Source organism: Streptomyces sp. NBC_01224, assembly GCF_036002945.1.
In the GTDB taxonomy this organism is placed as follows: domain Bacteria; phylum Actinomycetota; class Actinomycetes; order Streptomycetales; family Streptomycetaceae; genus Streptomyces.
The window spans coordinates 795,928-815,565 of the sequence record NZ_CP108529.1 but is presented as its reverse complement, the minus strand read 5'-3'; the positions used below and the strand labels follow the sequence as shown (position 1 = coordinate 815,565).

The 19,638-nt window shown below is 69.9% G+C and carries 18 protein-coding genes and 2 pseudogenes; 10 read left to right on the top strand and 10 right to left on the bottom strand.

Annotation, left to right across the window (positions count from 1 at the left end):
- Window positions 1-104: 104 nt before the first annotated feature.
- Complete coding sequence (locus OG609_RS03615; protein WP_327271412.1) at window positions 105-698, top strand: TetR/AcrR family transcriptional regulator; 594 nt, start codon at window positions 105-107, stop codon at window positions 696-698.
- Window positions 691-1,605, top strand: coding sequence for an alpha/beta fold hydrolase (locus OG609_RS03610; RefSeq protein ID WP_327271411.1), 915 nt, complete (start codon window positions 691-693; stop codon window positions 1,603-1,605). The genes OG609_RS03615 and OG609_RS03610 overlap by 8 nt, the downstream gene beginning before the upstream one ends.
- A gap of 15 nt (window positions 1,606-1,620) precedes the next feature.
- Here OG609_RS03610 and OG609_RS03605 read toward each other — a convergent pair whose 3' ends face one another.
- Window positions 1,621-2,544 carry a LysR family transcriptional regulator gene (locus OG609_RS03605; RefSeq protein ID WP_327271410.1) on the bottom strand — a complete coding sequence of 308 codons (924 nt, stop codon included), beginning with the start codon at window positions 2,542-2,544 and terminating at the stop codon, window positions 1,621-1,623.
- A gap of 71 nt (window positions 2,545-2,615) precedes the next feature.
- On the opposite strand from OG609_RS03605, the gene OG609_RS03600 reads away from it, so the two are divergent.
- From OG609_RS03600 to OG609_RS03590, 3 genes are all read left to right on the top strand, one after another.
- Entirely contained in the window at window positions 2,616-3,269 is a 654-nt protein-coding gene (locus OG609_RS03600) for a maleylpyruvate isomerase family mycothiol-dependent enzyme (RefSeq protein WP_327271409.1), read from the top strand.
- A 318-nt stretch (window positions 3,270-3,587) separates the two neighbouring features.
- Entirely contained in the window at window positions 3,588-4,091 is a 504-nt protein-coding gene (locus OG609_RS03595) for a DUF1772 domain-containing protein (protein ID WP_327271408.1), read from the top strand.
- Window positions 4,092-4,425: 334 nt separating this feature from the next.
- On the top strand, window positions 4,426-5,721 hold the full coding sequence (locus tag OG609_RS03590; protein WP_327271407.1) for a transglycosylase family protein: 1,296 nt from the start codon (window positions 4,426-4,428) through the stop codon (window positions 5,719-5,721).
- On the opposite strand, the gene OG609_RS03585 is transcribed toward OG609_RS03590, so the two are convergent.
- Complete coding sequence (locus OG609_RS03585) at window positions 5,691-6,920, bottom strand: DMT family transporter (RefSeq protein ID WP_442817935.1); 1,230 nt, start codon at window positions 6,918-6,920, stop codon at window positions 5,691-5,693. The genes OG609_RS03590 and OG609_RS03585 overlap by 31 nt on opposite strands.
- Window positions 6,921-7,144: 224 nt before the next feature.
- Here OG609_RS03585 and OG609_RS03580 point away from each other — a divergent pair, with 224 nt between their 5' ends.
- On the top strand, window positions 7,145-7,825 hold the full coding sequence (locus OG609_RS03580; RefSeq protein WP_442817934.1) for a (2Fe-2S)-binding protein: 681 nt from the start codon (window positions 7,145-7,147) through the stop codon (window positions 7,823-7,825).
- Window positions 7,826-7,860: 35 nt separating this feature from the next.
- Here the strand turns inward: OG609_RS03580 and OG609_RS03575 are convergent, their stop codons facing one another.
- Window positions 7,861-9,507 carry an APC family permease gene (locus OG609_RS03575; protein WP_327271405.1) on the bottom strand — a complete coding sequence of 549 codons (1,647 nt, stop codon included), beginning with the start codon at window positions 9,505-9,507 and terminating at the stop codon, window positions 7,861-7,863.
- Window positions 9,508-9,729: 222 nt separating this feature from the next.
- Here OG609_RS03575 and OG609_RS03570 point away from each other — a divergent pair.
- Both OG609_RS03570 and OG609_RS03565 read left to right on the top strand, forming a co-directional pair.
- Window positions 9,730-10,041 (top strand): annotated as a pseudogene (locus tag OG609_RS03570) (RNA-guided endonuclease TnpB family protein); the annotation flags it as partial.
- A gap of 277 nt (window positions 10,042-10,318) precedes the next feature.
- Window positions 10,319-10,513: pseudogene (locus tag OG609_RS03565) on the top strand (hypothetical protein); the annotation flags it as partial.
- A 41-nt stretch (window positions 10,514-10,554) separates the two neighbouring features.
- On the opposite strand, the gene OG609_RS03560 reads toward OG609_RS03565, so the two are convergent.
- The 3 genes from OG609_RS03560 to OG609_RS03550 all read right to left on the bottom strand — a co-directional run bounded on the left by OG609_RS03560 (window position 10,555) and on the right by OG609_RS03550 (window position 14,012).
- On the bottom strand, window positions 10,555-11,010 hold the full coding sequence (locus OG609_RS03560) for an ATP-binding protein (protein WP_327271404.1): 456 nt from the start codon (window positions 11,008-11,010) through the stop codon (window positions 10,555-10,557).
- A gap of 99 nt (window positions 11,011-11,109) precedes the next feature.
- Window positions 11,110-12,735: a sensor histidine kinase gene (locus OG609_RS03555; RefSeq protein WP_327271403.1), complete on the bottom strand. Its 1,626-nt coding sequence runs from the start codon at window positions 12,733-12,735 to the stop codon at window positions 11,110-11,112.
- A complete protein-coding gene (locus tag OG609_RS03550; RefSeq protein ID WP_442817933.1) occupies window positions 12,732-14,012 on the bottom strand; it encodes a PP2C family protein-serine/threonine phosphatase in 1,281 nt (426 codons plus the stop codon). Before OG609_RS03550 ends, OG609_RS03555 begins: the two co-directional genes overlap by 4 nt.
- 258 nt (window positions 14,013-14,270) lie before the next feature.
- On the opposite strand from OG609_RS03550, the gene OG609_RS03545 reads away from it, so the two are divergent.
- Complete coding sequence (locus OG609_RS03545) at window positions 14,271-15,755, top strand: SDR family NAD(P)-dependent oxidoreductase (protein WP_327271402.1); 1,485 nt, start codon at window positions 14,271-14,273, stop codon at window positions 15,753-15,755.
- A gap of 349 nt (window positions 15,756-16,104) precedes the next feature.
- Window positions 16,105-16,278, top strand: a complete 174-nt coding sequence (locus OG609_RS03540; RefSeq protein ID WP_327271401.1) for a hypothetical protein — start codon at window positions 16,105-16,107, stop codon at window positions 16,276-16,278.
- An 84-nt stretch (window positions 16,279-16,362) separates the two neighbouring features.
- Here the strand turns inward: OG609_RS03540 and OG609_RS03535 are convergent, their stop codons facing one another.
- Genes OG609_RS03535 through OG609_RS03520 form a run of 4 tightly spaced genes read right to left on the bottom strand, consistent with a single transcriptional unit; the run spans window position 16,363 to window position 19,387 of the window.
- Window positions 16,363-16,536, bottom strand: a complete 174-nt coding sequence (locus OG609_RS03535) for a hypothetical protein (RefSeq protein ID WP_327271400.1) — start codon at window positions 16,534-16,536, stop codon at window positions 16,363-16,365.
- A complete protein-coding gene (locus tag OG609_RS03530) occupies window positions 16,533-17,969 on the bottom strand; it encodes a lipase maturation factor family protein (protein WP_327271399.1) in 1,437 nt (478 codons plus the stop codon). Before OG609_RS03530 ends, OG609_RS03535 begins: the two co-directional genes overlap by 4 nt.
- Before the next feature lie 36 nt (window positions 17,970-18,005).
- Window positions 18,006-18,536 (bottom strand): DUF1990 family protein, encoded by a 531-nt coding sequence (locus OG609_RS03525; protein ID WP_327271398.1) that lies wholly within the window; start codon window positions 18,534-18,536, stop codon window positions 18,006-18,008.
- Entirely contained in the window at window positions 18,533-19,387 is an 855-nt protein-coding gene (locus OG609_RS03520) for a YndJ family protein (RefSeq protein WP_327271397.1), read from the bottom strand. The genes OG609_RS03525 and OG609_RS03520 overlap by 4 nt, the downstream gene beginning before the upstream one ends.
- Between the last annotated feature and the right edge of the window lie 251 nt (window positions 19,388-19,638).

Genomic DNA, 19,638 nt, shown 5'->3' with positions numbered 1-19,638 from the left:
ACGGGGCGCGGGGACGGCCTGTTCAGCATGGGCCGTATGGACCTGCTTATGTATATTAGGAAAATGCCTAGAGGGTCTAGGTATTGCTCTGATGGTGGTGTCGGATGGTCCGTGCGGGTCTCACGACCGAACGCGTGGTGGAGGCGGCGGCCGATCTGGCCGATTCCATCGGATTCGACAAGGTCACGATCTCCGCACTGGCCCGCGGCTTCGGGGTCAAGGACGCCAGCCTGTACTCGCACGTCCGGAATCTGCATGACCTGCGGACCCGGGTCGCACTGCTGGCCGCGGGTGAGTTCATCGACCGGATCAGCGCAGCAGTGGCGGGCCGAGCCGGAAAGGGCGCCCTGGTCGCCTTCGCCGACGCCTACCGGTCGTTCGCGCTGGAGCGGCCCGGGCGGTACGAGGCGACGCAGATGCATATCGACCCCGCCGTCGCCGCCCGGTCTTCCGCGTACCACCGCACCATCGAGACCACGGGTGCGATGCTGCGCGCCTACGGCCTGGCCGAGCCCGATCTCACGGACGCGGTACGGCTGCTGCGCAGCGCCTTCCACGGCTACTGCGCCCTGGAGGCGAGCGGAGGCTTTGGCGCGCCCCGCGACGTACAGACGTCCTGGGAGCGGTCCGTCGAGGCCCTGCACTTCCTGCTGGAGCACTGGCCCTCCGCGATGAACAAGGGGAAGAACCATGACTGACCGCACGACACCGGCCCGCACCGGCCGTCTGAAGGTGCCCGGAGCGACGCTGTACTACGAGGTGCGCGGCGAGGGCCCGCTGCTGCTGATGATGCCTGGCGGGAGCGCCGACGCAGGGATCTACGACCGGATGGCGGCACAGCTGGCCGACCGGTGGACCGTAGCCGCCTTCGATCCGCGGGGATACTCGCGCAGCGTCCTCGATGGGGAGACCGGCGACCAGCGGGTGGAGGTGCAGAGCGAGGACGCCTACCGGCTGATCGATCTGCTGTCACCGGACGGCGGGCCCGCGGCCGTCTTCGGATCCAGTTCGAGCGCCGTCGTCGCCCTGGACCTGCTCACCCGCCACCCGGAACGGCTGCACCGGGTGATCGCGCACGAGCCGCCGGTGGTGGAGCTGCTGCCCGATCCGGAACAGGGGCGAAAGCTCTTCGCCGCCGTGCGCGACTCCTACCGCAGGGACGGGGTGGTCGCCGCGCTGGCCACCATGACCGAGGGTCTGACGGGTCAGGAAGCGGAGCGTCCGGCCGAGGGTGAACGCCGGGCGCGAGCGGACCGTGCGGCCCGGGGCGGGCACCGGGCGGCCGCCGAACGGTCCCCGTACGAGGCCGAGGTGTTCCGGCGGATGCGGGCCAACCTCCCGGTGTTCCTGGAGCACGTGCTGTGCCCGTTCAGCAGTTACGTACCGGACTTGGAGGCCCTTGGATACGGCGCGCAGAAGCTGACCATCGGGGTCGGGCGGGACTCCCGCACCCTGCTCACAGCGATTCCGGGTGCCCGGCTGGTGGACAAGGTCGGCGGCAGGCTCGTGGAGTTCCCCGGTGGACACACGGGTTGCACCGAGGATCCTGATGCGTTCGCCACGCGGTTGCGGGAGGCCCTGCTCGACCCTCCCCTTCCTCGGTAGTGCCATCGTCCGACGTCAGCCGGTCCCTGGCGCGGTGAGTCTTGTACGCAGCAGGTTCAGGAAGACGGTGGCTGCGGGGCTGGAGGGGCCGTCCGTCCGCCAGGTCAGAGCGACCCGGCCGCGCAGCTGCGGTTGAGTGATCTCCAGCGTCCGCAGCCCGAAGGCTGACGCCGCGCCGGCGGGGAGGGCCGGAACCACTGCTACGCCGAGACCGCGGGCAGCGAGCTGTGCAAGGAACAGCGGAGCGGCCGCCTCGAAGGCGATGCGGGGCTGGAACCCCGCCTGCGCGCACGCGTGGTCGAGCACTCCGCGCAGTCCTGTGCCACGCGGCAGACTGATCAGCGGGCGATCGCGGAGCTCGGCCACCGGAATGCTCGTGCGGTCCGGGGGCATGAGGGCGGGGTCGTCCGGGGCGATGGCCGCGACCAGGGGTTCGTCGACCAGGACCTGGACGGAGATGCCCGGTGGGGGTTCGTCGTCCGCGAGTCCGATCACGGCGATGTCGAGTTCCCCGCGATTCAGCGCGGTGAGCATCCGCTCCGATGTGTCCTCGGTCAGGGCTATCTCGACTTGGGGGTGGTCCTCGTGGAAGCCGGCCAGGACGGCGGCGAGGTCGAACCCATGGGCTGCCGCGGCTGCGCCCGAGACGAGGCCGAGGGTGACCTGGCCGCGGAGCAGCCCGGTGAACTCGTCCGCAGTCTGCCGTACCGCTTCGACGGCGCTGAGCGCGGCCCGCGCGTACGGCAGTACGGCCTCGCCCACCTCCGTCAGGGTCACCGACCGGCCGGAGCGGTCGAGCAGCGGATGCCCGAGTTCCTTTTCGAGCTGCCGGACTTGGGCGCTCACACCTGGCTGCGCCAGGTGCAGCCGGGCAGCGGCGCGGGTGAAGTTGGCTTCCTCCGCCACCGTGACGAAGTACCGCAGCTGCCGAATGTCCATAACTGATCATTCTAGCTGCGAGACATACAAACTCTTGGACTTATGGCTGGGCTGCCGAGACCCTTGAGGCCATGGGGAAGACGACGTACCGGAGACCAGCGACGGACATCAGAGCCGCGATCGCGGCCGAACGCCGGGAGCTGGCGGCCATGCTGGATGGCTTGTCGGCCGAGGAGTGGGACGCTCCGACCCTGTGCGTGGGGTGGCGGGTACGGGAAGCTGCGGCCCACATGACGATGGGGTTTCGGTACTCGCTCTCCAAGATGGCGGTGGAACTGTTCAGATCGCGAGGCAACCTCCATCGGATGACCGATCGATACGCTCACAAGGACGCGGCCGCCCATTCGACGCGTGAGCTCGCCGCATTCCTCAGTGACAACGCGGATCACCCCTGGAGGCCGCCGGTCGGCGGGATCGAGGCGGCCTTGGGCCACGATGTGATCCACGGCCTGGACATCACGGTCGCGCTGGGCCTCGACCGCCGGGTTCCCGAAGCCCGCTTGCGCATACTCCTCGAGAGCGTCGACGCCAGGACCCTCAGGTTCTTCGGAGCCGACCTGGGCGGCATCGCACTCCGCGCCGACGACCTCGACTGGTCCTTCGGTACCGGAACGCCTGTGTCCGGCGCCGCACAGGACCTCCTCCTGCTCGCATACGGCCGACGGCTCCCCCCGGGACACCTCCGCGGCGAACTGCACGATCGCTTCGTCGCTGCGCAGGCGTGACTGCGCCAGTCCGTGGGCGGTCATCTGTACGCCTGCCGGCCAACGACGACACCGCAGGCAGCAACCCGCCGCCCTGCGCCGCCCCGCAGAACCAATACCGGTCGAGTTTCCCGAATCTCCGCACCGGACAGTCGGAGAACTGTCGCGGTCGTGGCCGTGACCGGCTGTCACGTCAGGTGGTCGCCGGCCTGCGGGAACACGTCGACTACCTGTGACCATGCGGCACCACCGGTCTGTCTCAGGACTTGCAACGCCGTCACCACTCAGGACGTCGAACGGACCTGGGCCCATAGCACCCATGTACTGGAGCCAACGAACATGCGCATCCGACTCTTCCAGGGACTCGCCCTGCTTGCCACCGGCCTCCTCGCCGGCGCATTCGGTTACGGTGCGGCCAACCTCGTCCCCACCTTCAATGCCGTACCGCTCGACATGCGGCTGTCATTCCATGCCGAACTGATGAAGATGAACGGCATCACCATGCAGGCGGCGATGGCCGTGTCGACGCTGAGCTCCCTCACTCTCGCGACCCTGACACGCGGCCGCGCCCGGCTGATCGCGGGTACGGCAGGTCTGCTGACCCTCGCGTCCTTCCTGATAACCCGGCTCGGAAATGTGCCGATCAACGGCCGAATCAAGGAATGGGCGCTCACCTCGGCCCCGGCCGATCACGCGGAGATCCTGCGGCGCTGGGAGCTGTTCAACAACCTGCGCACGCTCACCGCCCTCACCGCGTTCGCTCTGCTGATCATCCTCTCCCTGAGGCAACCGCTGGCCGACCACGCTGCTCCGCACAAGCAGCTGCAAACCACCCCGGCCTGAACACGGTCAGGGCCCGACTGGGGCGGTGACGAACTCGCGGGCCGCCTATGCCGCCGTGTGCGACGATCGCCGCACACGGCGACTCTCAATCGCGATGCCACACGCTAGGCAACTCTCCTCCGGAGAAGGCCGGATGACCGGCGCAGTCGTCAACCCTCGTACCCGGTAGCACGGTACGAGGGCCGACGAGTGCACCGGCCACGAACCTCGGGCGGCGGTGTCCCCTGGGCCGCCCGTGGCGGATGAGTCGCTATCGCTCCCTTGTCATCGGCCTTTGTCTGCCCATAAGTTGGGCGCTTGCGACGTGTCCTACTGCCAGTGGGGGAGCCAAGTCATGGCCGCAAACGGACGGCACCGCAGATACCAGCCCAGCCGGCTCAACCGTGCCTCGCTCACGGTCACCGCCGGCGGTGCGGGCATCGCGCTCCCGCTCATCGCAGCCGCCTCGGCAGGCGCCGCCTCCGCGGATGTCTGGGAGAAGGTAGCCACCTGCGAGTCCACCGGCAACTGGCACATCAACAGTGGCAACGGCTACTTCGGTGGCCTTCAGTTCACCCGGTCGACGTGGGCGGCCTACGGCGGCACGGTCTACGCCCCGCGCGCCGATCTGGCCACCAAGGACCAGCAGATAGCCATCGCCGAGAAGGTGCTCGAAGGGCAGGGACCCGGCGCCTGGCCGGGCTGCTCGACACGGGCGGGGCTGACCAGTGGCGGGGAAGCCCCTGGCATCAACCCGCAGTCGGAGCGGACCGGCCACTTACAGGCGCCCGGGAAGGCTGCCGTCGGGAAGCCGGAGACGAAGCGGACGACCACGCCCGCCAAGCCGACCACTGTGCCCGGCAAGCGCGAGTCGTACACCGTGGCCGGTGGTGACTCGCTCTCCGCGATCGCGGCGGGTGAGCATGTCCGGGGCGGCTGGCAGCACCTGTACGCGGCGAACCGCACGGTCGTGGGGGACGATCCGGATCTCATCTTTCCCGGACAGCGCCTGAGCCTCGATGTGGCCCAGGCACCGAAGGCGGGATCCAGGACGGGCTCGACACCGGCCGGGAAGCCGAAAACCGCACCGCACCAGAGGGCGAAGCCGCAGCACGAGACGACCAAGCCGAAGCAGCACCCGGCCACGTCACAACACCAAACCGCGAAGCCGCGGCACCAGACCACCGAGCCGAAGCAACACCCGAAGAAGGCCGAGAGCCACAAGCCGCAGCGGGCGGAGAAGCAGTCCGACGGTCTCGTCGCGCCGATTGCGGCAGGTATCGGTACCCCGTACCACCGGGCCGGTTCCTGGGCCAGTGGCTATCACACCGGTGTCGACTTCCCCGTCCCGACCGGCACTTCGGTGAAGGCGGTCGGCTCCGGCACCGTCGTCTCGGCGGGCTGGGCGGGGGCGTACGGATACCAGATCGTCATCCGGCACAGCGACGGCAAATACAGCCAGTACGCGCATCTGTCCGCGCTTCACGTGCGTGAGGGCCGGCATGTCTCCGCAGGCCAGCGGATTGCGCGCTCGGGCTCCACCGGGAACGTCACCGGTCCGCACCTGCACTTCGAGATCCGTACCGGCCCCGGTTACGGCTCGGACATCGACCCGCTGGCCTACCTGAGGGCGGGCGGGGTCAGCGTCTGAACGACCGCCTGGGCCCCGGCTGTGTCAGCCGGGGCGGCAGGCTCCGCGGACGCGCCGCCCCGCCGTGCTGCGGTGCCGGTGTGCGACGACCGTCCGGGCCCGAACTCCACCTGCCCGAGACGACGCTCCAGCGGCATCACCAGAGGCATTACAGAGGCTGCCGAGAACGTTTCCGCGATGGTCTCGACGGCTGCGGCGGGCGTCGGCGGTGCGGGCTCGGGATGAATGACGACCTTCTGCGTCTCAGCCGGCCGGGCCAGGTCCACCGCCGGTTCCGCAATACCTCCGGCGCCGGGCTCCGCGTCCGCCCCGTCTCCCAGAGCGTTCGGGTACTCGCTCGCGGCCGGCTGCCCGGCACGGTGCTCCGCGCCCAGCCGCTCCGTCGTGAGAAGTATCAGCCCGCCCGCGGCGACCACCCCGCAGGCCAGCGCGAGCAGGGTGCCCGCCGTACCGTGCCGGAACTGCTCATCGAACATGGTGATGCCGACAGCCGCGGCTATCACCGGGTTCACCACAGTCACCGTGGCCAGCGGCGCGGTCAGCCCGGCGCCCCGGTACGCGGCCTGGGAGAGCAGCAGCCCGGCGGCCGCGAACGTGCCTATCGCCAGCAGCGCCGGCATTCCGGCCCCCGCCGCACCGGAGGTCCACTGCACGGCCACGGTCTTCGTGAACACCGAGGCGATCCCGAAAGCGACACCCGCGGCCCCGGCCAGGATCACGCTCCGTACCACCGGCCGGTGCAAGCCCTTGGAGATCAGGAAGAGCGCTGCGACCGCACCGAGCGTCACGCCGGCGAGCGTCAGCTGATCCGGGCCGCTCAGGGTGTGCGGCTCGGCGTTCCCGGTGAGCGAGAGCAGGCCCGCCAGACCGACGGTCGCCATGATCGCGCCGCGCCATGCGATGGCGCCTGCCCGGCGGCGTACGAAGAGTGCCGCCATCGGCAGGGCGAAGACGATGGTCAGCGCACCGAGCGGCTGGACGAGACTGAGCGGACCGTAGGCCAGCGCCACGACATGCAGGACCGCGCCCACGCCGTTCATTGTCACGGCGGCCCACCAGACACGGTTGCGCAAGGGTGCGAGCGAGCGGCCGTCTCCAGCCGTGGCCACGCGCTCCTGGACGATCGCCCCGGCCGCGTAGGCGACTGCGGAGACCAGTGAGAGAAGCACGGACAGCGCAAGGGAACTCATGTACACCACGATGTCCCTTCAAAGCCGCTGCGTCGTCGTCCTTGAGGCGGCAATCCTGCGTACTGCCTTGGTAGTACGTGAGTACTCCCAGTGTCCTCCTCCCGACGGCAGTCGTCCCTCCGGAGGGCCCCGGAGCGATCAACCCGAGGGGCTACGGTGAATGGCGGGTCGTGGTACTCCGGGTGCCCGCGATGTCACCAGTAGCGGCCGGGGAGCCGAGAAGGAGCAGCACGATGGACGAGCCGGCAGCGGCCTCTGTGGGCGGATTCTTCACGCTGCGTACCGCTTCGCCGTCCGACGGGGCGCATCGCCCGCTGGCACTCTTGTACGCGGGGGAGGTCGCACCGCTCACGGCCCGTATCGACACGGTCGCCACCCGGCTCCGTACCCCTGAGCGCAGAGTCGCCGCCTCCGTCGCGCACCTGGGGCTGGCCTCCCGCCTCTGGTCGATCGCACTCGGCCCGGCGGCCCTGACCGGCCGTTTCCCCGATCTCTCGCCCGATGCCCTGCACTGGGACCCACAGCACACCGCCCCCGACGACCTGTGGCTGAGCACCTCCGGATCGCTACCCGCTACCGCCGCCCGGATGCGGGAAGCCGTGCAGTACGCCCATCTCGTGCCCCTCGCCGAGGCGATCCACCGCGACGGTCCCTTGTCGAACGGGCTGCTGTGGGGCAACGTGGGGTCGGCGCTGGCGGGAGCCCTGCGCGAACTGGTCGCCTGGGCCCGTATCCACCACCGACCCGACGTGTCAGGACAGGCCCGCGCCCTGGTCGCCGAACTCCTCGACCATCCCGACCTCCGGAACACCGGCGCCCCGCACGACCCGGCGTTCCGCCGTCGCAGTTGCTGCCTGTACTACCGCTGCCCGGGCGGCGGTCTGTGCGGCGACTGCGTCTTCGAGAACGTCTGACACCCGGACGCGCCGGAGCCGGGCGGGAGGCCGCGTCACCCGCCGGGCACCACCTCGACGGAGCCGATGTACTCCTGGGTCTCCTCGTCGGGGAGCCGCACGGCCTGGGCCCAGAAGTAGATCACCAGGCTGAACGCGGCGATGAGCACGACGTCCCACCACAGCGGCACGGCATCGGTCGCACCGCAGGACGCCGACGACGCCGGGCCGGTGCTGCAGAAGCCGCCCTGCCAGGAGATCAGCCCCATGCCCACGAGGTACACCGGCAGCCACTGCGCGGACCGCCAGTCCATATGCGGAACCTTTGGGTTGAGCTTGAGCAGCGCGGAGCCGCCCAGCAGCAGATAGCCGAGCACGATGGCCACGCCGAGCCGCCACAGGGTGTCCCAGCCCGCCCAGTAGATGATCAGGTTCGAGACGATGAAGGCCACGGGCGCCCAGAACATCCCGCCGGGCAGCCGGTACGGGCGAGGCCGGTCCGGGTCCTGCTTGCGCAGGCATCCGAAGGCGAGCGGCGCCCCCGCGTACATCAGCACACTCGCTGACGTGACGAAGCCGACCAGCTTCTGCCACGTGGGGAACGGCAGGAACACGATGAGGCCGACCACGAACGCGAAGAGCAGGCTGAACCACGGGACGCCGCGCTTGGTGGTGCGCTCGAAGACCGCGGGGACGTAGCCGTTGCGGGACAGGCCGTAGGAGACCCGAGAGGTGGCGGTGGTGTAGATCAGGCCCGTACCGGACGGTGACACGACCGCGTCGATGTACAACAGCGTGGCGAGCCAGCCGAGTCCGACGGAGGTGGCGAGCCCGGCGAACGGGCCCGCCTTTCCGCTGAAGGAGAGATTGGCCCAGCCGTGGGCGAACGCGCTGTGCGGCAGGGCGGCGATGAAGACGACCTGAAGCGCCACATAGACGAGGACGCCGATGAGGATGGAGCCGATCACCGCCCGCGGGATGTCCCTGGCCGGGTTACGGCTCTCGCCCGCGAGCTGGTCGGCCTGCTCGAAGCCGAGGAGCGCGAAGATGATGCCGCTGGTGCTGATGGCGGAGAGCACGCCCCTGGCGCCGAAGGGGGCGAAGCCCTGGTAGCCGAAGTTGCCGCTGTGAAAGGTGGTGGCGGCCAGCACGATGATGGTGAAGACGGGGACGGCCACTTTCCACCACGTCGCCACGCTGTTGGTGTGGGCGAGCCATTTGATGCCGAGGAAGTTGACGACGACGAAGAACGCCATGAACGCGACAGCCAGCCCGTACCCCGCGGGTGTCAGGTGATTCTTGCCGGTCTGCACCCAGGGGGCGTGGACGCTGAGATAGTTCAGCGACGCCATGACCTCGATCGGCGCCACGGTGACGGCCTGCAGCCACGAGAACCATCCGAAGGACGCACCCGCGGCACTGCCGAAGGCATAGTGCGGGAAGCGGGCGGTGCCGCCCGCCACCGGGTACATGGCCCCCAGTTCAGCATGGACGAACGCCAGCACAATGATGGCGAGTGCCCCGATTCCCCAGGAAATGAGCGCCGCCGTGCCGGCTGCCTGCGCGGCGAACAGGGCGCCGAACAGCCAGCCGGACCCGATGATGGACCCCTCCGAGGTCCAGATGAGACCGATCAGCCCGATTTCCCGCTTGAGGCCCGGATTCGTGGGCGCCGCGGGTGCGACAGGCTTGGACATCCGCATGCGGCATGCACCCCTTGTTCCGGTGGGGATGAGGCGTGGGGTGTAGGTCTGCGTCCAGGGGGGACCTCAACAGGATGCCCCGATCTTCGTGAATCGTTCCCGGAGCACGCGGAAGTTGCGCCAGTCGGTTCGCACCTGAGGTCGTTGCCCGATGGTGGATCCGAACGACCCGGAGGGGATGTGTGTCAGTCGTTGTGCGGCGTGGACAGCACCCATCCGTCGATGCGGCCGGTCTGGATGACCGGCGGTCCGGCGCAGCTCGACAGGATGCTGACCGAGGCCGGGAAGAGTACTGCGTGGCTGCGGGAGGGCAGCTCGGTTCCCCAGCAGCAGGTCATCCGTGATTTCGGGAAGTCCAAGGCCAAGGCGCAGAGAGACATCAGGGAACGGCTGCCCATGCATCGCCGGGCCGGGATGCCGAAGTGCAAGAAGAAGCGTGAAGCCCTGCCCTCCCTCAACTACACGCGGCGCGGCTTCCGGCTCAGCGACGGGAAACTGCATCTGGTCGGAGGCGTTGTGCTGACGGTGGTGTGGTAGCGGGAGCTGCCATCGGCGTGGGCCCCGTGCAGCACGGCGGCGCTCATGAGCACGGCCCGCTGGGCTCCGTGCCGTAACCCGGCCACCTGCCGGGCCACTTGCGGACCGCGGTCGGTCATCGCGTCGCGGGCACGAGCGCACCATTGGGCGAAGGCCTCGCAGTCGGGAGCGGTCGCCCGGGCGCGGACGATGAGGCGGGCGAGGTCGGCGATGTCACGCATCGGACGCTGGACACCGAGGAAGCCGCCGAGCGCCGGGGCGGGCTGAACGAACGCTGACGGTCAGCGCACCCGGCACCTCGGACACCGACCGCTACATCCAGTCGGCCCGGCTCGACGGGACGGTGCAGTCCCGCACCTACCTCACCACCGACGACATCCGCTCGACCCGTTCGCTCTCCTTCACGGTGGGCGGCGAGCCGTCGGCCTGGGGCACTTCGGCCGCGGACGCCCCGCCCGCACTGGGATGACCGTGGTCGTGGGGCGGGCGGCGTCCCGCCCGCCCCACAGCTCAGCTGCTCAGCTGGAACTCGGCCCGGATGCGCTTGCCCACCGGCACGCGCTCGGCGGTCAGCCGGTCGCACAGCGCCACCACGATCTCCATGCCGTGGCCGCCGGGGCGCGTCGGGTCGGGTGAGTAGAACAGCGGCAAGGCCGTGCTGCTGTCGTACACCGTGACGCTCACGCGCTCCGCGGTGCCCTCCAGCTCCAGCAGATACGGGCCCTGGCTGTAGCGGTCCGCATTGGTGACCAGCTCGCTCACGGCCAGCATGAGATCGCTGCGGGTGTGCTCGCCGAACACCGCGAGCCACTCCGCGGCCAGCCGGACCAGGAAGCGGTCGGCCAGTGCCCGGGCCTGCGCGATGCAGCCGGGCTCGCCGTCGAACACCTCGGCGCTGTGCAGAACGTCCGTGAGCCGGTCTTCGCCGGGGCGGCCGGCCGGTCGCGAGGTGACCTGTTCGTTCATGTGCTCCAGCCAGGGCGACGCAGGGGTGTTCGATGACAGCTGTTCGACGTTCGCCTACCCGCGACGAACGGTCCCACTCCGGGGAAAACCCGACAGATCTCAGCCATGGCCGGGCCGCCCGACGAGGGATTCCGCGACGAGCGGCTCAGCAGTGGTGCGCGCGGGTACGGCGGGAGCGACCGGCAGCGTGAAGCGGATACAGGTGCCTTCGGCGGCCTCCGGCTCCAGCCAGATCCGGCCTCCGTGGAACTCCACGATCTTCCGGCACAGGGCCAGACCGATGCCCGTTCCCTCGTACTGCTCCCTGCCGTGCAGACGCTGGAAGATGACGAACACCTTCTGCGAGAACTCCGGCGGGATACCGATGCCGTTGTCCGCGACGGAGAAGCGCCAGTCGTCGCCGTCCCGTACACAGCCGATCGTGATCCGGCACGGTACGTCGGGGCGGCGGAACTTCACCGCGTTGCCGATCAGGTTCTGCCAGACCATGGAGAGCGCCGTCGCGTCCCCGGTCGGTTCGGGCAGCGGGCCCTCCCGTACGACCGTGGTACCGGACTCCTCGACGACCAGCGCGAGATTGGCCAGCGCACGGTCGAGGGAGCCGTCGAGGTCGACCGCCTTCCACTTGTCGTGCACCCGCCCCATACGGGAGAAGGTGAGCAGATCGTTGATCAGCACCTGCATCCGCTTGGCGCCGTCGACCGCGTAGTCGATGTACTGCCGCGCCCGGTCGTCGAGCTCCGTGGCGTACCGCTTCTCCAGAAGCCGGCAGAACGAGGCGACCTTGCGCAGCGGTTCCTGCAGATCGTGCGAGGCGACATAGGCGAACTGTTCCAGTTCGGCATTGGACCGGCGCAGCTCCTGTGCCTGTTCCGCCAGCAGCGTCCCGCGGTCCTGGGATTCGGCGAGCTCCTCGACGATGCGGCGGCGCATGTCCTCCACGGCCGCGGCCACCGCCCGCACATCGGACGGTCCGTCGACCTCGATCCGGTTATGGAACGCCCCGGAGCTGACTGTGTCCGAGGCGGCGGTCAGCCGGCGCAGCGGCCGGCCCACCATCCGGTTCAGCAGCAGACTCAGCGAGACAACCGCGAGCAGAAAGCCCACGACCAGTGAGATGAGCACCTGGTCACGGGTGGTGCGGGCGGTGCTCAGATCGGCGCGGGCCCGGTCACGCGCCACGTCGAGATGCGCCTGCTGTGTCGTGTACAGCCGCCGCAGAGTGTCGAATTCGCCCTTGCTCCGCCGGATCGGGGCCGAGGACTCGGACGCCGGGCCGTCCCGGCGGACCGCGGCGACCAGCGGCTCGGCGTGCCGGCTGCGCCACTCCCGCGCGGCTGCGGCGATCCGGTCGAGATCGCGGGCGAAGGGCTGCTCGTCCCCGACGAGGGCACGCACCTTGGCCAGCCGCAGCTTCTCGTCCCGCATCCCCGCCTCGTACGGCCGCAGGAAGGTCGAGTCACCGGTGAGCGCGTATCCGCGGACCCCGGTCTCCTGGTCCAGCAGGGCGTTCTGCAACTGGAAGGACGACGAGCGGGCGGGCTGGATGCGGTCCACCAGCTCGGTGGTGCGGTCGGATATCCGGGACAGCACCAGGGCACCGACGGTCAGCCCGGCGCAGACGACCAGTACGAAGACGGCGAGAATCAGATGGACCCAGTTCTGGACCGACAGACGTGAGGCGAGGCCGCGCCGGCGGGCCGGCGATGCGTCCCGGCCGCTCATCGCGGATCCCCCCGTCCCCAGCCCAGATGGAGCACGGCGACGTCGTCGGCGAGACCGCCGTACGGGGACGCGGCTCCGGCGGCCTCGTCGACCAGGGTGTCCACAAAGGCGCGGGCCGCCAGCGCCCCGTGCCTGCGGGCTACGGCGAGCAGTCCGTCCTCGCCCAGCCGGGAGCCAGGCCCCGTGCGCCCCTCGAAGAGGCCGTCCGTGAAGAGGACGATCCGGCCGTCCCCGGGCAGGGACAGCTCCGAGACGCTCCACCGTCCCGCACCCGGGAGCAGCCCCAGGGCCATTCCGGGCTCGGGCTCGACCCAGCTCACCCGGGCACCGCTGCGCAGCAACAGCCCGGGGTGGCCGGCCCGCACCACCCGCACCCGACGGCGGTCCGGCGCGAAGGACAGTGAGGTGACGGTGGCGAAGACATGCGGGTCGGAGCGTTCGGCGACCAGGATCTCCTCCAGCAGCCGGACCTGTTCGAGCTGGCCGGTGGCGCACAGCACCGCGGTGCGCCAGGCCACCCTCAGACAGACACCCAGCGCCGCCTCCGCCGCCCCGTGCCCCGACACATCGCCGATCACCGCGTGCACCGTGCCGTCGGACGTCTGCACCACGTCGTAGAAGTCACCGCTGAGCAGGGCGTGCGCCCGGCCCGGTGCGTATCGCGCCACCGCTTCGAAGGAGTCGTCGCGCAGCAGGGGCACGGGCAGCAGCCCGCGCTCGAGGCGGGCGTTCTCCTGCGCCATCAGCCGGTTGGCACGCAGCGCCGCGGCGGCCCGCTCGACCTGCTTGCGCTGGAGGGCGTACCGGACCGAGCGGCCCAGCGCCTCCGGATGGAGTCGCCCCTTGACGAGATAGTCCTGGGCGCCGGTCGCCACGGCCGACAGGCCCGTATCGGCCTCGGCCCTGCCGGTCAGCACCACAATGGCCGCATCGGGCGCCGACTCGACGATCTGGGTGACGGCGTCCACGCCGTACACATCGGACAGGTGCAGATCGAGCAGTACGCAGCACGGGGTCCGGCAGCCGGCCAGGAACCGGCGCGTCTCCGCGAGCGTCCGGCACCAGGTCAGCGCGGAGTCCAGCTCGCTGTCCGCGAGCATCTCCTCGACGAGGAGCGCATCACCGGCATCGTCCTCGACCAGCAGGATCACGGCATCGACGTCCCACACCGAACCGTTGCCGAGGCTGTTGCCGACCGGCACAAGTGCGTTCTGTACGGGGATGGCGGCCGGGAGCACAGGCCGTGCAGGAGAGCCGCCCGCGGGGGGTTCGGCCACTCTCCACCCCCTTGTAACGGACGGCACAGCTCAACCCTGGCCGTTTCGCAGGGAAGCATATGTGACCGATCCGTGGAGGAGCCGTCGGGGCGGAGGGGCGCAGCCATGCACACGCGTGCCGGCGAACCGCGGGGAACCCCTTGAAGTCACGCGAACGGAGCAGCATCCGGTGCATGGCAGACTTGATCGGGGCGTTCGGCCCGGCAGGACCATGTATGGCGGTCGGCGCCACGAGTGACAAGCGACAGAGGAACGGCAATGACGGTGACAGAGGACAGCCCGGGGTTCGCTCCCGGTACTGAGGAGTTCGGTCCCGGTATCGACCCGGAGCGGCTGGCCGTCTGCCTGAGCGTGCTCGACGAACTCGACGACATCGACGTCGACCACCCCGACGCCATCGCCGTGCGCCGCGCCACGGCCGGGATCTACCGGACCGTGAAGCAGCGCCGTCGTCAGGAGCGCCGCGCCGCCAAGACCGCGCACGACAAGGCCGTCACCGAGGCCACCGCGACCGGCTCGGCCGACCGCATCGACGACGAGACCCAGGGGGTCCTGCCGTCGTCCTCGGCCCGTGCCGAGATCGCGGGCGTCCTCCAGCGGCCCCGGTCCTGCTACATCTGCAAGACCAGGTACGTCGAGGTGGACGCGTTCTACCACCAGCTCTGCCAGCAGTGCGCCAAGGAGAACCGCTCGCGCCGTGACGCACGGACCGACCTCACCGGCCGGCGCGCGCTCCTGACCGGCGGCCGCGCGAAGATCGGCATGTACATCGCGCTGCGACTGCTGCGAGACGGTGCGCACACCACCATCACCACCCGTTTCCCCAACGACGCGATCCGCCGTTTCAAGGCGATGCCGGACAGCGACGAGTGGATCCACCGGCTGAAGATCGTCGGCATCGATCTGCGCGACCCCGCCCAGGTCGTCGCGCTCGCCGACTCGGTCGCGGCCGAGGGCCCGCTGGACATTCTGATCAACAACGCGGCGCAGACCGTGCGCCGTTCCGCGAACGCGTACAGCGAACTGGTCAACGCCGAGTCCGCCCCGCTCCCGGCGGGCGAGCTGCCCGCCGCCGAGGTCATCGGCACCTTCGGCAGCGGCACCGTCGACCGTGTCGCGGCCCTCCCGGCCGCCCGCAAGGAAGGCCTGAGCGCGCAGGACGTCACCGAGCTCGCACTGGTCACCGGGTCTGCCTCCCTGGAGCGGATCGCCGCCGGAACGGCGATCGACGCGGGCGGTCTCGTACCCGACCTGCACGACACCAACAGCTGGATCCAGACCGTCGAAGAGGTCGAACCGATCGAGCTGCTGGAAGTCCAGCTCTGCAACTCCACCGCGCCCTTCATCCTGATCAGCCGGCTCCGTCCGGCGATGGCGGCGACCGCCGCCAAGCGCGCCTATGTGGTCAACGTCTCGGCGATGGAGGGCGTGTTCAGCCGTGGCTACAAGGGCGCGGGCCACCCGCACACCAACATGGCCAAGGCCGCGCTGAACATGCTCACCCGCACCAGCGCCCAGGAGATGTTCGAGAGGGACGGCATCCTGATGACCGCCGTCGACACCGGCTGGATCACCGACGAGCGCCCGCACCCCGACAAGATCCGCCTTGCCGAAGAGGGCTTCCACGCCCCGCTCGACCTGGTCGACGGCGCTGCCCGCGTCTACGACCCGATCGTGCGCGGCGAGGAGGGCGAGGACCTGTACGGCTGCTTCCTCAAGGACTACGCGCCCGCCAACTGGTAGTCGATCGATCACGCGGTGTTCGCGCGGAGCAGTGGGCCCGGCCCGGGACTCGTTCCCGGCCGGGTCTTTTCCGTACTCGATGGCCGAAAGTGAGCCAGTGCACACATTCCATCGAGCGTGAACGCGCTCATTTGGTTACTCTGATGCGAACGGACGTCATCGAGGAAGCCACGAAACCTCTTCGACCGTCCTGGGACAGGCTTGTCAACCAAGTCGCCGTCCCGCCCCGTACCCGGCGCCACCGCGACCGAACTGTTCTTGCCCCTGCCCCTCGCGGGTGGTCGACTCCCGGGTATGAGGCCGGGGCGTCGGCGACGCCCCGGGGTTACGCGACACGAAGGAGTGCGCGGTGACGACACCAGAACTGGCGAACGAGAAGCGACCGGCCGAACGGCACGGAGAGCGGACCCGCAAGACCGAGAAGCTCCAGAACATCGAGGTCTGGGCCAGGTCCGCGCCGATCCGGCTGGCCGGCTACGAGGACGACCTTGCCGAGCCGCACATCCTGCCCAGCGTCGACTGACCGCTTCGTACCTGCACATCCGAGCTCCGGCCCGAACCCCGCGAGGGGTGGGCCGGAGTTCGGCCGCTCCGGGGCATCCGCCGGTCAGCGGACCGCGTCCGCCACAGCGGCCCCGGCGAACGAGAGCCCGACCCCCGCGCCGACGCTGAGCAGCAGATAGCCGCTGCGATGCCCAGGCGACGGGCCGACGTCAGGCTCGCTGGTGATCGACGTACCGGCGGCGGCCCGCAGGGCCGGGAAGCACGCCTGGGTGTTCAAGATCGCCTGGTCGGGCTGAGCCAGGAGGGACCGAGCGAGACGGGGGGCATGAAGTCCCGCACATAGGTGCGGTGCCACCAGCGTCCCGTGGCCCGCAGTTCGCGCCAGGTCGTGTACCGGTAGTGGTACAGCCTGGCGCGGACATGCGTGGGCGGGGCCTGAGGGAACGGGTTGTGACGCAGCAGCCGCAGCGTGTCCCGGTCGTTCTCCAGCAGCCGCTCCACGAACTGGCCGAACCAGGGGCCCGCGTACGCGGGGGAGAGCGCAGCGAACCACATCAGCCAGTCGAGCCGCAGATGGTACGGGGCGAACTGGCGGGGCAGGCGGCGCGGATCGCCCGGCTTGCCGCGGAAGCCGTACTCCTGCCAGACCGTTCCGTCGTGGAGTTCCTGCTCGTCGGTGCCCTCGACCACCACCTCCAGCCGGACCCGGCTGATGCTGCCGAACGCGCCGTAGGTATTGACCAGATGCAGTGGGTCGAAGGAGCGGTTCATCACCTGGCGGCGGGAGACCAGATTGCGCGCCGGGCGGTAGCTGAGGAACACGACCAGCGCGGTGACCGCGATGACGACGGTCTCGTACCAGAGCGGCGGCGCGGACTGCGCGGGCGGTTCGGTGAACAGGGACCAGTCGACGGCGGACAGGGCGAGAGTGATCGTCACCCAGTTCAGCCAGGCGAAGTTCCCCGAGACGACCAGCCACAGCTGGGTGACGATCATCAGCCCCGCGGCCGCACTCGCCACCGGCTGCGGAGTGAAGAGGAGTACCGGCACCAGGAGTTGAGTGACATGGTTGGCCGCCACCTCGGCCCGGTGGACAGGCCTCGGCAGCCGGTGGAAGAACCAGCTCAGCGGGCCCGGCATCGGCTGGGTCTCGTGGTGGAAGTACAGACACGTCAGGTTGCGCCAGCACTCGTCGCCGCGGATCTTGATCAGCCCGGCGCCGAACTCCACCCGGAACAGCACCCAGCGCAGCAGCCACAGCACCAGCACGGGCGGCGCCGTGTCCGCGTTGCCGAGAAAGACGGCGAGGAAGCCGGTCTCCAGCAGCAGGGACTCCCAGCCGAAGCCGTACCAGGTCTGGCCGACCTGGACGATCGACAGATAGAGCGCCCACGGCAGTGCCCAGAGAACCATCGCGGCCCAGAGCGGAACATACGCGTCCAGGCCCGCGATCAGTGCGACGGCGAGCGCGCAGCCGGTCCAGCAGACGAGAGCGAAGAAGCGGTCGGAGTAGTGGAGCCGGAAGAGGCCGGGCGTGCTGCGCCAGTCCGTACGCCGCAGGAAATCCGGTACGGGCAGCATGCCGCGCTCGCCGATCAGCGCCCGGAACTGGAGCGCGGCGGTGAGAAACGCGACCAGATAGATGCCGGCCAGAGCCCGCTGGAAGATCAGCCGGCTGAGCCAGTACCCGTCTGCGGTGAACCACTCCATTGTTTCCAGTATCGGTCCCGTGACGCGGCTCGGCCTTCAGACCCGCGCGCGCCGGCCTTCGGTGACGATCCGGCGCAGCGTGCTGCCGAGCCGGCGGGCATACCACCGCTGAATCACCGGTACGACGGGCCCCGCGAGCCGGGTGTGCCAGGCGGCCGGGCGGCTGAACGCCATGACGGCGAACCACACCGCCCCGTCGTCCGCGAGCTCCACCACGAATGACTCCTCGCCGCACTCGGGGTGCCGGACCAGCGTCCCGTAGGCGAATCCGATGCGGTCCTTCTCGTACGCGGCCCAGACGACCCGGCAGGGTGCGGTGAACCGGAACGGGCCGATGCCCAGCGACACCCGAACTGAGACCCCGGCCTCGGCGCGGGCCGCCGACGCGCGGACCCCGGCTCCGCTGCTGCGATGCATGCGCCATTCGGTGACCGCCGCGCCCGCTGTCTCGAAGTCGGCGCGGCCGCGCCCGACCCGGGTCCGGTGGTGGAGGTGGTTGTAGCCGTCGGGGAGCGGGCCGAGGCGAGTGGCTCCGACCTCGGGGTAGGTGTAGGTGAAGGTGCTCATGTGGTCCTGTCCTCGTGAACGGTGTGGTTCCGGAGCCTGCGCCAGGCAAGCACGGAGCAGAGTGCGAAGCCGAGTGCGTTGCCGAGACCGTGGGTGGCGGCCATCCACGTCAGCGTGGGGTGAGGGAGCCCGGTGGCCTCGCCCAGTGCCCAGCTCAGCGCGAGCACCATGGTGACCACGAGCACGGCGGACGAGGTGGCGAGCAGCAGCCGGGTGATCCGGTCCCGTTGCCCGCCGCGGATCGATCGCCAGGTGAGCAGGGCGACGGTCCACATGCCCGCTGTCAGAACGACTGCCCCGGCCAGCTCGGCCCGGTCCCCGATGAAATATCCGATCAGGACGAGCAGGGTGCCCAGCGGAACGCTCAGCGCAGCGAACCTTCCTGCGGCGCTGTCGGCGGTCCGGCAGACGAGCCCCGAGACCAGCGCGGCGGCGAATCCGGCGAAGTGGAAGTGCGGCACGGTCAGTGCCAGGATGCCGAGCCCGAAGCCGAGGAATGTGTGCCCCGAGCGTTCGGCGACCAGCGCGATGGCGGCGATCGAAGGGGTGACCAGGGCGGTGAGCAGGGCGATCTCGGCGGGCGCCACGGCGGAGGTTTCGGGCGCTGCGAGGTTTCGGAGCAGCCGTGGCGGGGCGTGCATGGCGAGGAGTACGGCACCGAGCGCGTAGCAGGCCGCCAGGATGGCGGCGGGCCCGCCGCGCGGCAGCCAGAGTGCGACGGCGCCTGGCACGGCGAAGAGCGGCCACAGACGGCGCACCCGGTCCAGTTCGGGTGCACCGGTCAGCCGGAGCCCCGCCGGAACCACCACCAGCATGCCCAGCATGACGATCAGACCGACCAGTACCGACATGGCCACCCCCCGACTTGAACGTGTTCAAGTGTGCTCGGTGTTGACTCTACGGCTTCTCTTGAACGTGTTCAAGAGAAGCCGCGGGGTGCGTCGGGGGAGGCCGGGTCCGGTCACGGTGGCAGGATGCCCGGCGTACGGATCGACCCCGGACGCGGCGTCGGCCTCGTCACGACCGGGTGACCCGGATCCGGCGGCCGGAGAGGACGGCGAACGGGCCGTCCGTGAGGGCGTGTCCGTTGCGCCGCATGCCT

Bases quoted from the DNA above. Each gene is read 5' to 3' on its own strand.
- OG609_RS03615 (WP_327271412.1), top strand. From the start codon at position 105: ATGGTCCGTGCGGGTCTCACGACCGAACGCGTGGTGGAGGCGGCGGCC.
- OG609_RS03610 (WP_327271411.1), top strand. From the start codon at position 691: ATGACTGACCGCACGACACCGGCCCGCACCGGCCGTCTGAAGGTGCCC.
- OG609_RS03605 (WP_327271410.1), bottom strand. From the start codon at position 2,544: ATGGACATTCGGCAGCTGCGGTACTTCGTCACGGTGGCGGAGGAAGCC.
- OG609_RS03600 (WP_327271409.1), top strand. From the start codon at position 2,616: ATGGGGAAGACGACGTACCGGAGACCAGCGACGGACATCAGAGCCGCG.
- OG609_RS03595 (WP_327271408.1), top strand. From the start codon at position 3,588: ATGCGCATCCGACTCTTCCAGGGACTCGCCCTGCTTGCCACCGGCCTC.
- OG609_RS03590 (WP_327271407.1), top strand. From the start codon at position 4,426: ATGGCCGCAAACGGACGGCACCGCAGATACCAGCCCAGCCGGCTCAAC.
- OG609_RS03580 (WP_442817934.1), top strand. From the start codon at position 7,145: ATGGACGAGCCGGCAGCGGCCTCTGTGGGCGGATTCTTCACGCTGCGT.
- OG609_RS03575 (WP_327271405.1), bottom strand. From the start codon at position 9,507: ATGCGGATGTCCAAGCCTGTCGCACCCGCGGCGCCCACGAATCCGGGC.
- OG609_RS03560 (WP_327271404.1), bottom strand. From the start codon at position 11,010: ATGAACGAACAGGTCACCTCGCGACCGGCCGGCCGCCCCGGCGAAGAC.
- OG609_RS03555 (WP_327271403.1), bottom strand. From the start codon at position 12,735: ATGAGCGGCCGGGACGCATCGCCGGCCCGCCGGCGCGGCCTCGCCTCA.
- OG609_RS03545 (WP_327271402.1), top strand. From the start codon at position 14,271: ATGACGGTGACAGAGGACAGCCCGGGGTTCGCTCCCGGTACTGAGGAG.
- OG609_RS03530 (WP_327271399.1), bottom strand. From the start codon at position 17,969: ATGGAGTGGTTCACCGCAGACGGGTACTGGCTCAGCCGGCTGATCTTC.
- OG609_RS03525 (WP_327271398.1), bottom strand. From the start codon at position 18,536: ATGAGCACCTTCACCTACACCTACCCCGAGGTCGGAGCCACTCGCCTC.
- OG609_RS03520 (WP_327271397.1), bottom strand. From the start codon at position 19,387: ATGTCGGTACTGGTCGGTCTGATCGTCATGCTGGGCATGCTGGTGGTG.